Annotated in this window: 8 protein-coding genes; 2 read left to right on the top strand and 6 right to left on the bottom strand. The window is 63.9% G+C overall.

Translation table 11 applies throughout. The features are described 5' to 3' along the window. Positions 1 to 28: 28 nt before the first annotated feature. On the top strand, positions 29 to 967 hold the full coding sequence (locus ABFA30_RS16610) for an alpha/beta hydrolase (protein WP_225789860.1): 939 nt from the start codon (positions 29 to 31) through the stop codon (positions 965 to 967). Positions 968 to 1,077: 110 nt separating this feature from the next. On the opposite strand, the gene ABFA30_RS16605 is transcribed toward ABFA30_RS16610, so the two are convergent. The 5 genes from ABFA30_RS16605 to pvdM form a co-directional block, all read right to left on the bottom strand. Then, positions 1,078 to 3,519, bottom strand: a complete 2,442-nt coding sequence (locus ABFA30_RS16605) for a TonB-dependent siderophore receptor (RefSeq protein ID WP_225789859.1) — start codon at positions 3,517 to 3,519, stop codon at positions 1,078 to 1,080. Between the two features lie 102 nt (positions 3,520 to 3,621). Continuing rightward, the gene (locus ABFA30_RS16600; RefSeq protein ID WP_225789858.1) at positions 3,622 to 5,271 is read right to left on the bottom strand and encodes a cyclic peptide export ABC transporter; all 1,650 of its coding nucleotides are present in this window, start codon (positions 5,269 to 5,271) and stop codon (positions 3,622 to 3,624) included. A gap of 114 nt (positions 5,272 to 5,385) precedes the next feature. After that, positions 5,386 to 6,306 (bottom strand): formylglycine-generating enzyme family protein, encoded by a 921-nt coding sequence (locus tag ABFA30_RS16595; RefSeq protein ID WP_410045690.1) that lies wholly within the window; start codon positions 6,304 to 6,306, stop codon positions 5,386 to 5,388. Between the two features lie 28 nt (positions 6,307 to 6,334). Continuing rightward, on the bottom strand, positions 6,335 to 7,615 hold the full coding sequence (locus ABFA30_RS16590; RefSeq protein ID WP_253080422.1) for an aminotransferase class V-fold PLP-dependent enzyme: 1,281 nt from the start codon (positions 7,613 to 7,615) through the stop codon (positions 6,335 to 6,337). 8 nt (positions 7,616 to 7,623) lie between these two features. Then, on the bottom strand, positions 7,624 to 8,976 hold the full coding sequence (pvdM, locus tag ABFA30_RS16585; RefSeq protein ID WP_225789856.1) for a pyoverdine-tailoring dipeptidase-like protein PvdM: 1,353 nt from the start codon (positions 8,974 to 8,976) through the stop codon (positions 7,624 to 7,626). A gap of 179 nt (positions 8,977 to 9,155) precedes the next feature. Between pvdM and ABFA30_RS16580 the strand changes: the two genes are divergently transcribed. Further along, positions 9,156 to 10,778, top strand: a complete 1,623-nt coding sequence (locus ABFA30_RS16580; RefSeq protein WP_225789855.1) for a twin-arginine translocation signal domain-containing protein — start codon at positions 9,156 to 9,158, stop codon at positions 10,776 to 10,778. Between the two features lie 120 nt (positions 10,779 to 10,898). On the opposite strand, the gene ABFA30_RS16575 is transcribed toward ABFA30_RS16580, so the two are convergent. Further along, positions 10,899 to 12,308, bottom strand: coding sequence for an efflux transporter outer membrane subunit (locus ABFA30_RS16575; RefSeq protein WP_253091008.1), 1,410 nt, complete (start codon positions 12,306 to 12,308; stop codon positions 10,899 to 10,901). Positions 12,309 to 12,311 lie beyond the last annotated feature (3 nt).

Below are 12,311 nucleotides of genomic sequence, written 5' to 3'. Positions count from 1 at the left end.
GCGCCGACCGGCCTGGAGCATTCGCACCATGTCCCTGAACCTTGATATCGCTGCCTACCTGCAGCTGGTCGAAGCCGGCCGCGCCGAAGGCAAGACCCTGGCCATGCATGCCGCCAGCCCTGAACAGGCCCGCGAAGCGTTCGACCAATCGTCGCTGCTGATGAGCGCGGGCGGCGACGACCTGGAATACATCGAGGAGCTGGAGATTCCGGCCCGTGATGGCACGCAGTTGCCCGCACGGCTGTACAGCGCCCACGGTATCGACCGTGATCACCTGCAGCCGGGTGTGTTGTATTTTCATGGGGGTGGCTATGTGGTCGGTAGCCTGGATTCCCACGATGCCCTGTGCCGCACCCTGGCGGCGTTGTCCGGTTGTGTGGTTCTTTCGGTGGCCTACCGGCTGGCACCGCAATGGCGCTTCCCCACCGCGGTGGAGGACGCCCTGGATGCCTGGCAGTGGCTGCAGGCCCAGGGCGCGGGGATCGGCATCGATGCCGGGCGCCTGGCCGTTGCCGGTGACAGCGTCGGTGGCAGCCTGGCCACGGTGGTGGCCAACCACGCAGCGGTGGCGCCGCGCCTGCAGGTGATGATCTACCCGGTCACCGATGCCAGCCGCTGGCACGATTCGGTGCAGCGCTACGCCACCGGCTACTTGCTGGAGGCCGACACCCTGGAGTGGTTCTACCAGCATTATCAGCGCAGCGCCGAAGACCGCTTCGACCCGCGTTTTTCGCCACTGCTCGAAGCGAGCGAGCGTTTGCGTGTGCCGGCGTTGCTGCTGGTTGCCGAATGCGACCCGCTGTTCGATGAAGGGCGTGCCTATGCCGCGCACCTGCGTGCGGCGGGTGTCGAGGTGGAGGAGCGGGTTTACGAAGGTATGACCCATGACTTCATGCGCATGGATGCACTGGTGGACGAGGCGCAAGAGGCGTTGGAAGTGATTGCCGAGGCGTTGCGGCGGCTGTAGGAGCCGGCGCCATACATCACGTTGTCTGCATCGCCGGCAAGCCGGCTCCTACAGGGACTGCGTAACTTCTGTAGGAGCCGGCTTGCCGGCGATGGGGGCGTCAGACTAAATCAGAACTTGGCTCGCAGCGCCAGGTTGAAGTTGCGTGGCTCGCCGTAGAAGTTCCAGTAGTTGGGGTTACCCAGGGTCTGGTAGTACTTCTTGTCGAACACGTTATCCAAGTTGTACTGGACTTCGAGGTTCTTGTTGATCTCGTAGATCGCGTGCAAGTTGGTCAGGTGGTAGGCGTCCTGCTGGATCTTGTAGGTCTCGCCAACCTCGGTCTGGGTCATTTTGCTCTGGGCGTAGAAGCTGCCGCCCACACGCAGGTGGTTGAGCGCGCCCGGCAGACGGTAGTCGGTGGCCACTTTGAACAGGTGACGTGGCGAGGCGCCGTTGAAGTCATCGCCCTTCTGCTCGCCGCCGATGTACTTGGACTGGGTATAGGTGTAGCCCGCGGACAGGTTCCAGTCCGGCAGGATTTCACCGTTCATCTCAAGTTCGATGCCCTTGTTGCGCACCTTGTCGGACGAGCGGTAGCACGACCAAGGCCGGTCGCAGAAGATCGCCTCCGCACGACCGGTCTGGTCGGCCTGGAACACGGCGATGGAGGTTTGCAGGCGCTTGTCGAAGAACTCGCCTTTCAAGCCGATCTCGTAGTTGGTGCCGGTCATCGGCTTGAGCATGCTGCCGTCGAGGGCCTGGTTGTCTTGCGGTTTGAAGATTTCGGTGTAGCTGGCATAAGCCGACCAGTTCTCGTTCAAATCCTGGACCAGGCCGGCGTACGGGGTGATCTCGCCACTTTTGGAGAAGTGACCATGGTCACTGTCTTCACGGATGCCGTTGGTGTCGGTCAGGGAGTCGAAGCTGTACCAACTGATGCGGCTGCCGAGAATGAACTTGGTGGTGTCGGTCAGGCTGAAGCGGCTGGCGACATAGATGCCTTTCTGTTCCTGGGTGCGGTTGTATTTCCACTGGTTGACGTCCAGGCCGGTCGGCTTGGGTGGGTCGAACGCACCGAGGTTGTTCATGTCGACGATGTAGCGATAGGAAGCATCGCGGCCGCCATGATAGTCGTGATCATCTTTGTTCCAGTTACCGCCGATGATCAGGTCATGCTGGCGTCCGAGCAGTTGGAAAGGGCCGGTGAAGTACCCATCGATGCTGGTCTGGGTGTCGTCGTAACGAAACAGGCGTGGGTTCAGGGTAAACAGGTCGGTGCCACCGCCTGGGAAGGTGTAGTTGCCCAGGAAGTCCGACTTGGACCACATCTGGTTGACGGCGAGGACGCCTTTCCAGCCATTGTCGAAGGTGTGCTGGATATCGGCGAACAGCGTGGTGTTGCGCTTGTCCAGGTGGTTCCAGTCGCCGGTCAGCGAGGTGGAGCGGGAAATCGGGTAGAACTCGCCGTTTTCCCGACTTGGCAGGCCCGACCAGTCGTAACCGGAGTTACGTTCCTTCTGGTAGGTGAAGCCGAAGGTGGCCATGGTCGACTCGCTCAGGTCGGCCTCGAGGATGCTGTAGAACAGCTGGTTTTCTTTCTGGGCGGTGTCCAGGTAGCTGTTTGCATTGTTGTACGAAATCACCGAGCGACCCCGCACGGTACCGGCTTCGTTCAGCGGCGAGGACAAATCGACCATGGTCTTGTAGTTGTCCCAGGAACCGACAGAGGTCTCGATCAGGGCCTGAGGCTCGGCGGTAGGGCGCTTGCGGACCATGTTGATGGAGGCCGAAGGGTTGCCCGCGCCTTCCATCAGGCCGGTGGCGCCACGCACGATTTCAATACGGTCGTAGATATCGGTGTTGGGCTTGGAGATGACGTCCATCGAGTAGGGGTTGCTGATGTTGGTCGGTACACCGTCGATCTGCAGGTTGTCTACCGACTGGCCGCGCGCCTGGTAAATCGAGCGCTCGCCGCCGTTCTTGACGATGGTGATGCCGGTGGCGTTCTTCATCACGTCGTCGAGGGTCTGCATGTTCTGGTCGTCCATGCGTTGACGGGTGACCACGGTCACCGATTGCGGTGTTTCACGCAGGGACATGGGCAGCTTGGTGGCGGTATTGGAGGTACCGGTGGCGTAGGAGTGGGTGCCTTCGGTGGTGTTGCCCAGGGCAGCGCCACTGATGTTGGTCGGTGCCAGCTCCATGCCAGAACTGTTGCTCTTGCGCAGCAGAATCACCTGCGGGTTGCCCTGCAGGGTGAAGGTCATGCCGGTGCCACCGAGCAGTTGGGCCAGTGCACGGGCCGGTTCGGTGCGCTGCTTGATCGCCTGGCTGGTGAGGCCGCTGACGTCATCGGGGTTGAACAGGATCTGCATGTCGGCCTGGTGGCCGAAGGTTTGCAGGGCGCTGGCCAGTGACTGGGCAGGGATGTCGAAGCTGGCCTCCTGGGCCTGGACCTGGGCTGTGATGGGCAGTGCCAGCAGCAGGCCGAAGCGTGGCAGAGGTTTGAGACGGAGGGTGCAGCGCATGACGAAGCCGGCGAGGCTCAAGGGTTTGTGGACGGGCGACATTTCAAATGCTCATGTAAGTGAACGGCAGATTTTTTGGTTGTTGATAAGAAGACGCATTCATCGACAAATTCCGGAAAGAATCCGTCGCTGTTTTTTGTCGTCTCAGGCCGGTACGGGGGATGAGCTCACTTTGCCGCTGTTCATCCTCACCAACTGGTCCGCCACATCGAAATAGCGGTCGTCGTGGGAGATGACGATGATGGTCTTGCCCAGCCGTTTAAGGTCGGGCAGCAGCTCGGTGTAGAAAATGCGGCGGAAGGTCGGGTCTTGGTCCGCCGCCCACTCGTCGAAGACCAGTACCGGGCGCTCTTCGAGCCAGGCGTTGATCAGGGCCAGGCGCTTGCGCTGGCCGGTCGACAGGTCGGTGGTGGTGAAGCTGCCGTCGCGCACGCTGACCTTGTGGCCGATTTCCAGGCGTTGCAGGTAGCGGTTGGCATCGTCGGGGATGTGCAGGTCGCCTTCGACCACGTCGTCGAACAGGTAGTAGTCGGCGAAGATGGTGGTAAACAGCTGGCGGTACTCGTCACGGTTGCTTGGGTCGATGGCCTTGCCGTTGAGGCGGATCTCCCCCTGGTGCGGGGCGTACAGGCCCAGCAGCAGTTTGATCAGAGTGGTCTTGCCGCAGCCGTTCTCGCCGACGATGAAGATGATGTCGCCTTGCTCGATGCGCAGGTTGACCGGGCCCAGGCGGAATGGCTCGCTGCCTTCGACCGGCGGGAAGGCGTAACCCACGTTCACCAGCTCCAGGCTGTGCACCGGCTCGGGCTTGCTGGCCTTGGCGTCGAGCAGCAGGTGCGGTTCGGGCGAGGAGAACTGCTCGGACAGCTGGGCGATGCGGGCGAAGGCCACCTTGGCGCGGCTGACGATGGGTAGGGTGCCGATCAGGTGTTCCAGCGGGCCTTTCATGTACAGCAGCACCAGCACGAAGCCGCTCATGACCGTCTTGTCGTTGCTAGGCCACAGCGACTGCAGCACCAGGGCCATGCCGATGACCACGAAGAACAACATGGAGCCGAAGGTCTTGGCCACCACGAAGGTGTTGATGGCCTTGATCTGGGTCTTGCAGATGAAGTCTGCGGTGGCCTGTACGCCCTGGCTGAACATGCGGTTGCGGCGCGGGCGGTGGATGCGCAGTTCCTTGGCGCCTTCGGCAATGGCGCTGTAGTTCTTCTGCAGGGTGTCTTCGGCTTCACGCGCGGCGGCGAAGCCACGGCCGCCGCTGGCCTGGGCGACGAACTGGGCGACGCTGCCGATGGCGATGGCCACCACCATCAGCAGGAACATCGGCCAGGACAGCATGGCCAGGTAACCCAGGCAGCCGAGGGTGACGGTCATCGAGATGGCCAGCGGGGCGAAGGCGAAGGCGAAGTCGCTGATGGTGTCGACGTCGTGGGTCAGCACCGGAATCAGGCGATGGCTGCGGTAGCGTTCGATCTGCTCGATGGGGGCGGCGAGGGTTTTCTCGCCCAGCTCCTTGCGCAGCTTGGCGATGATGTTCTGGCCGACGTAGTTGGTGCCGATGTCGGAGCTGATCGAGCAGGCCAGGGCCAGCAGGCACAGGCCGGCGAAGGCGGCGATGGCGGTGCTGGTGATGTTGCCGTCACTGTGCAGGGCGGTGTTGATGCTGGCGAGCAGGGCGGTGACGCTGAGGCCGCCGACCATGCCCAGGACGATGGAGAGGGCGACGATGGGCCAGAAGGGTCTGAGCAGGGCGAACAGTTCGCTGAGGGCGCCGCGGGGTGGCTGAGTCATGGGGCAGGGTTCCGCTTAGGAAAATGGCTTTGGGCTCCCTGTAGGACGACTGGTGGGCGGGGGAATTTAGCGGGAATCTGGGGGGCTGCAAGGCAGCCCCGGGCCTTACGTCGACTAAAGATCGCGCACTACACGAAAACCGATCCAGTCGCCACGCTCGTTCGGATACAGGTCGTTGCGGTTGCCGGAGCGGGAGAACACCGGGGCTTCTCCGTAGTCGTTGCCGCGAATGCTCTGGAACTTGCAGTCCTTTTCCAGCCAGGGGCTGCCGTCGGCCGGTGCCCCGACATAATTGTCGTGCTTGCAGTCAGCGGTCCATTCGTAGACGTTGCCGTGCATGTCGTACACGCCGAAGGCGTTGGCCGGGAAGCTGCCGACCGGCGCGGTGTAGCTGTAGCCGTCGGCGGGGCCATAGGTGTTGGCGTGTTTGGCGATGCTGTATTCCTTGCCCTCATCGAAGGGGAAGGGGAAGGGGCCGGTGCTGCCGGCGCGGGCGGCATATTCGCGGATCGATTCGCTGGTCAGGCGGTACTGCTTGCCGGTTTTTTCCGACAGCCAGGCGACGTAGCTCTGGACTTCCTCGAGGTTCATGCACACGGCCGGGTGTCGGCTGGTGACCTGGTGGTTGCCACCGTAAGTGGGCCGGCCACCCTGGGTCGATGTGCCTGCCTGGCACAGGCGGCCGGGGCGGTCGTCGCCGCTGGGCATCTTGTAGCCGGTGGCCTTGATGAACGCATCCCATTCGCCGAAGGTGATCTGGAAGCGACTGATGGCGAACGGTTTGCTGAAGGTGACCTTGTGCTGGGGGCCTTCATCGGCCTGGCGACCGACTTCGTCGTCGGGAGTGCCCATGATGAATGAGCCGGTCGGCAGCACGACCATCTCGGGGCAGTCCTTTGCGCAGTCCTTGAAGACAGTGCCGGGCGCAGCCGTGTCGGCTTGTGCCGGGGTGGCCGCGCACAGCAGGGCCAGCAACGTCAGTGGGGCGAAGGCGATCAGCGGGCTGCGCGGGGCAGCAGGTAGGGTCGGGTTCATGGGGCGTCTCGTTCAAGGTGGTCAGAGATCACAGCTGGGCGCTGAGCAGGGTCATGAAACGGTCGATTTCCGATTCGTCGTTGAGCAGGCCCGGTGCGGTGCGGACAACCGGGCCAACGTCGCGGTACACCGCATCGACGATCGCCTTGCGCTGAAGCAGGGCAGCGGCGACCTTGTCGCTGTCGCGGTCCTTGACCCGGAAGAAGGTGAAACCAGCGCTGTGCTCGGGGGACAGCGGCGTGACCAGTTCCACCTGGGCATGTTCGCTCAGGCGCTGCTTGAGATAGCTGTTGAGCTGGTGAATACGGCCTTGGACCTCGGCCTTGCCCAGTTGCAGGTGCAGCTTGAAGGCTTCGTCCAATGCCCAGCGGTGCTCGAAGGCGTGGTAGCCGCCGGGGGTGAGGCTGGTGGCGAAGTCGGTGTCCTGGGAGAAGGTTGGGATCAGTGGTGTGATGTCCTTGAGTTGCTCGCTGCGCGCGCAGACGATTCCGGTGCCGCGCGGGCCGAACATCCACTTGTGGGTGCCGGCGATGAAATAGTCGCAGTTCATCTGCGGGAAGCTCACATCTTCCACACCAAAGCCATGCACACCGTCGACTACATAAAGGATGCGATCGGCTTCGGCACGATCGCGGTTGTGCCGCTCGACCAGGGCGCCGATGTCGGCCAGGGGCAGCTTCACGCCGCTGCCCGACTGCACCCAGGTCATACCCAGCACGCGCGTGTTGGGGCGGATGCTGCGGTCGATGTTGCCGACGATCTCGTCGGTGCTGACCTTGGCCGGGTCCTTGAACAGGCGGATCCGACGGACCTGGGTGCCCTGGCGTTGGGTGCGGAAATCGAGAATCGCTTCGACGGCCGAGTGCTCGTGCTCGGTGGTCAGGATCTCTTGATCAGGGCGCACGTGCAGCCCGCCATAGATGATCGCCAGCCCTTCGGTGGTGCTGCCGGTCAGGGCGATCTGGCCGGGGCGCGCTTGCAGGTACTTACCGGCCCATTCGCGCACGCGGGCTTCGTGCTGCCAGGGCTCCTGACGGTCCCAGTCCATCACCAGGCCTGGGTTGCGATCGATACGGGCACGGTAGCGGTCGATGGCGTCCTGCACGGGGCTGGGGTGGGGGGTGATCAGGAAGTTGGAAAGATGCAGGTAGTCCGGGTCCTGGTTGAACAGTCGGCGCAGTTGCGCCCATCGATCCCCCGCTGCCGGCGCACTGGCGGAGCTGGCCAGGGCCTGGCCGAGGCCGCCGCTCAGGGGCAGAGTGACGGCGAGCAGGCTGGCGTGTTTGAGGAAGGTACGGCGGTCGCTCATGGTTGCGCTTACCGGGTCGAGGAGAGAGAAGGGCTGGCGGCTTTTTCCACCTGAGCCCAGACACGCAGGAAATTGCCGCCCCAGAGCTTGGCGATATCGGCCTCGGAATAGCCGCGCTGGATCAGTTCGGCGGTTACGTTGCGCACTTGGCTGACATCATCCCAGCCCTGCACACCGCCGCCTTCGTTGAAGTCCGAGGCGATGCCGACGTGGTCGATGCCGATCTTGCGCACGGTGTAGTCGATGGCATCGCCCAGGTCCTTGAGGCTGGCCTTAGGCTCTTCGTCGAGGATGGCGTAGAGCTGGCTGGCGTAGCTGCCGAAGCGTTGTTCGGGCCAAGCGGCGATGATCGGGTCGCCCGGCATCAGGGCCATCGCCAGGTTGGGCAGCGGTGGCAGGTCGAATTTGGCACGCAGGGCGTTGAGTTTGTCCTGGGTCTTTTGCGTGAGTGGCCGCAGGTAGCTGGAGAAGGCGACGATCTGCACCACGCCGCCACTGTTCTTGATCAGCTGCAGCTCGCGATCGCTGAGGTTGCGCGGAATGTCGACCATGGCCCGCGGTGCCGAGTGCGAGGCGACGATGGGGGCACGGGTCAGGGCGCTGACCTGCTCCAGGGCCTGGGTGGACATCTGCGAGACGTCGATGATCACCCCTAGGTCGTTGAGCCGCTGTACGGCTTGCTTGCCAATGGGCGAGAGGCCGCCAAGGGCGTCTGGCGAGTCGTTGAAGAACGGTAGCGGGCGCGACGAGTCGGCCCAGTCGTTGTTACCGATGTAGCTGAAGCCGAACATGCGCATGCCCCGTGCGGCCCATTTGTCCAGCAGGTCCAGGTCGTTGCCCAACGGGTAGGCGTTGAGCATGCTGATGAAGATGGCGAACTTGCCTTCGCCGTGCAGGCGGCGGAAGTCGTCAGGGGTGTAGGCGATGCCGACCTGGTTGGGGAAGTCGCGCACCAGGCCAGAAATGATCTTGTAGCGTACTTCCTGCTGGTTGCGGGCTTCATCGAGAAAACCTGCGGTCGGCCGATGCGGCGCGTTGGGGCCGTTCCAGATTTCCGGCCAGCCGAAGATAGTCAGCGCCGCACCTGACAGCCTGCCTTTGGCAGCCTTGACCAAGTCGAACTGGCCGTCACCATCCTTATCGGCTTCCTGGCCGTAGGTGCCGAAGTCCAGTGGCAGGGTGATGTGGCTGTCGAAGGAGATCAGCCTCTCTTGCAGTTCATCGGCCTGCTTCATCACTTCCCGTGGGTAGTGAGGCGTCGGGCTGAGCCACCGATCCCAGGCCAGGTAGCTGCCGGCGCCGAGCAGCAGGGCCAGGGGCACGCCGATGTACAAGGTTTTCTTCCAGCGAGGTCTTGTCATTGCCATCTCGATTCAGGTCCGCGAATGCCGGGGGCTTGAGCTATCTGGGAGGGACGAGCGGCTTGGGCGAAAATTTACCCGGGGAGGGGCTGGGCGCGTTGCGTCGTCGCTAAATTTTGCCGGGCAACATACGTCCTTGCTGGGATAGAGCCTGCTTCATGGCGGACACAGGTAGGGTAATGACGATTTCTCGACGAGGGTTCATGGCCGGTGTGGCCCTGGCGGGCGCGGCCTTGCCGGCGGCCTATTACGCGCACCGCGAACTGACCAAGGACGAATTCCCGGTAACTCCCGCAGAGGCCAGCGTGGAGCTTGCCGACGCCGCCGGTCAGCGGCTGGGCAACCGCCTGCGCGGTATCTGGAGCTTGCGTCTGGAGGGGGCCGATGCCGGTCTTGAGGGCTTGCCGGCGGAGGGGCTGGAACTGTTCATCGATATTGCCGCGCGTGGGCGTGGCGTGCGCGGTTGCCTGGACAGCGCGCAACGTCTGCGCAGCGAACAGGCGCCGCGTTACCAGCTGATCGGCGACCTGGTCGAGGCCGAGCCCAACCGCCTGTATTGGCGCCTCAAGCCGGAGGATGGCAGCCACCTGGGTTACGAAATGGCGATCACCTTCGATGAAGTGTGGGGCGAGTTCGGCAATGCCGGCAGCGAGACCTTGAGTGGGCGCATCGCCGCGCTGAACCGGCCGCTAGCGCTGCCGCTACAGGACAACCGTTTCGTCGCCATTCGCCAGCGCTTCCCCGAAGCGCGCCAGACCATCGCCCTGGAACCGCCATTGCTGGACTGGCTGATTTCACCGGAGCACCGTCTGTTCCACCAGCTCTGGCATGCCTCGCGAGACAAATGGCATAGCCTGCCGGATGACAAGCGTGATGCCCTGCGCGGCCTGGGCTGGCAACCCGGCCCCCGTGATCGGGAGCGCGATGCTCGGGGCAAGCTCAAGGACCGCAACGGTTCGGGCGAGGACTTTTTCTTCATGCACCGGCACATGCTGGCCGCTGCCCGTGCCTTGCAGCCACTCCCGTCGTGGTCGCGCTTTCCGTTGCCGCAGCCGGAGCTAGAACGTGATCGCCTGGGCTTTGCCCGTTACTTCGATAACCTCGACGGTTGTTCGGTGCCGCCGACCTGGTTGGCCCCGGGGGACGACTCGTTCAGCGAGTGGCTCAACGGCATCAAGCGGGCCGAGACGTTCCATGGCAACTTCGCGGTCTGGGAGTCGCAGTACCGAGATCCACGCTACCTGTCGCGGATGACCTTGGGGCAACTGGGTTCGGAGATGGAGCTGGGCCTGCACGACTGGTTGCACATGCGCTGGGCTTCGGTACCACGCGACCCTTCCAACGGGGCGCCGGTGCCGTTGGCCCGTGAGCTAGACGACTTCGCGCCACGTTGGTTCGCGGCGGAAAACGACTTTCTGGGCGACCCGTTCTCGTCACATGTGCACCCGGTGTTCTGGTGTTTCCATGGTTGGATCGATGATCGTCTGGAGGACTGGTTCGCGGCACACGAGCGTTTCCATCCGGGGGAGGTCAGCCGCTTGCAGGTCAACGGCGTCCCCTGGTTTGCGCCGGGGCGCTGGGTGGAAGTGGCCGACCCTTGGCTGGGGCCGGATACCCATGGTTGCAGCACGGTGCCAGGGGGCAGGCCGGGCAAATCGGTGGAAATGGATGTCGAGACCATGAAGCTGGCGTTGCGCATCATTTTTGGCGAAGACGAAGGCAAGCTGGCCGGGCTCATGCGCCAGGTGCCGAAGCGACCGTGGTATGCGCGGCATCTGTCGCTGAAGGGATTGCTGGCCTGAGGGCTTTACAGGGCAGGGCGCGACTGTGCAGCCGACGCTCCCAGGCCGGATCCCGCTGGGCTTGGTTACCCTCCCAAGACGTTGAACATCAGTCTGGCTTTTAAGACGTAGCCCAGGTGTCTACTGCATCGTCCCGACGTGCCAGCCGCCTCCCAGCGCCTTGTACAGCGCCACGCTTCCTTGCAGCCGCGCCAGTCGCAGCTGCGCTTGCTGATCCTGCGCCTCATACAGCGTGCGTTGGGTTTCCAGTACCGTCAGCAGCGTTTCGGCGCCGGCACTATAACGCTGCTGGGCAAGGTCGAAGGCCAGGCGCGCCTGTTGCACTTCCTCGTCCTGCCACTGCCGTTGGCGGTCGACGCCGTAGATGGCGTTGAGCGCTTTCTCGACATCGGCGAAACCGGCCAGGATGCTGCTGCGATAAGCTTCCAGCAATTCCTCCTGCTCGGCCTTGGCCAAATCATGCGAGGCGCGCAGGCGACCGTTGTTGAAGATCGGCGCGACCAGGCCGGCGGTCAGCGTGTAATAGGGGTTTTCGAAGACTTCCGGGAGGGTGCGTACCCTGCTGCCTAGCTCGGCGCCGAGGGTTAGCCTGGGCAGCATGGCGGCCCTGGCCACCTGCACGTTGGCGCTGGCCGCAGCCAGGCGTGCTTCGGCTGCGGCGATGTCGGGGCGGCGGGTCAGCAACTCGCTGGGCACGCCGCTGCCGATCGTTGGCCAGAGCACGGCGTCGATACGTTCGTCGCTATTGGACAGGTTCTGCACGGGGTCGCCAAGCAGGGTGGCCAGGGTCACTCGGTTGTCCTGCCGGCGTTGTTCCAGCAGCGGCAACTGGCGTTCCTGGGCCGCCACCAGGCTGCGTTGCTGCGCCAGCTCCAGGCGCGTGGCCGAGCCGGAACGCTGGCGCGCCTCGACCAGGCCCAGCACATCCCGGGCATTGCGCAGGTTGAGGCGAGCAATGCGCAACTGCTCATTCAGCGCCAGCCCTTGCAAGTAGCTGTCTGCCACGGCACTGACTAGGGTCAGTTCCACTGTCTGGCGGTCGAAGCGGCTGGCGTCAAGGTCGAGCCTGGCACTGTCGCGGGCTGCGCGCAGCCCGCCCCAGAAGTCGATTTCGTAGGTCGCGCTCAACCGGGTGCCGAACGAGGTGCTGGTGCGTTCGCTGCTGCTGGCGTCGAGCTGGTCGCTGCCCGCCTCGCGCATCAGGTGCTGGCGGCTGCCATCTAGGCCGAAGGTCAGTTCCGGCAACAACGGTGCCCCGGCGATCACGGCCCGAGCCTGGGCCTGGCGCACCCGGGCGGTGGCGGCGGCGAGGTCGTGACTATTATGGCGGGCGCGCTCGACCAGCCGGTCCAGCTCGCGGCTGGCGAAGGCCTGCCACCATTGGGCCTGGGGGGGGGCGAGCGAGGGGGCGCCGGAATCACCCTGCCAGGTGCGGGGTGGGCTGATGTCGCTGGCGGGTGGTGGGGGCGTGCTGCAGGCGGCGAGGCAGAGACTCAGGGTCAGCAGGCTGATGCGGCTTGGCAATGTCATGGA

The organism is Pseudomonas sp. HLMP, from assembly GCF_046365545.1.
In the GTDB taxonomy this organism is placed as follows: domain Bacteria; phylum Pseudomonadota; class Gammaproteobacteria; order Pseudomonadales; family Pseudomonadaceae; genus Aquipseudomonas; species Aquipseudomonas guariconensis_B.
This window is presented reverse-complemented; position numbering and strand designations above follow the sequence as displayed.

What these genes read in the sequence shown, in the direction of transcription:
- ABFA30_RS16610 (WP_225789860.1), top strand. Translation starts at nt 29, where the DNA reads ATGTCCCTGAACCTTGATATCGCTGCCTACCTGCAGCTGGTCGAAGCC.
- ABFA30_RS16605 (WP_225789859.1), bottom strand. Translation starts at nt 3,519, where the DNA reads ATGTCGCCCGTCCACAAACCCTTGAGCCTCGCCGGCTTCGTCATGCGC.
- ABFA30_RS16600 (WP_225789858.1), bottom strand. Translation starts at nt 5,271, where the DNA reads ATGACTCAGCCACCCCGCGGCGCCCTCAGCGAACTGTTCGCCCTGCTC.
- ABFA30_RS16595 (WP_410045690.1), bottom strand. Translation starts at nt 6,306, where the DNA reads ATGAACCCGACCCTACCTGCTGCCCCGCGCAGCCCGCTGATCGCCTTC.
- ABFA30_RS16590 (WP_253080422.1), bottom strand. Translation starts at nt 7,615, where the DNA reads ATGAGCGACCGCCGTACCTTCCTCAAACACGCCAGCCTGCTCGCCGTC.
- pvdM (WP_225789856.1), bottom strand. Translation starts at nt 8,976, where the DNA reads ATGACAAGACCTCGCTGGAAGAAAACCTTGTACATCGGCGTGCCCCTG.
- ABFA30_RS16580 (WP_225789855.1), top strand. Translation starts at nt 9,156, where the DNA reads ATGACGATTTCTCGACGAGGGTTCATGGCCGGTGTGGCCCTGGCGGGC.
- ABFA30_RS16575 (WP_253091008.1), bottom strand. Translation starts at nt 12,308, where the DNA reads ATGACATTGCCAAGCCGCATCAGCCTGCTGACCCTGAGTCTCTGCCTC.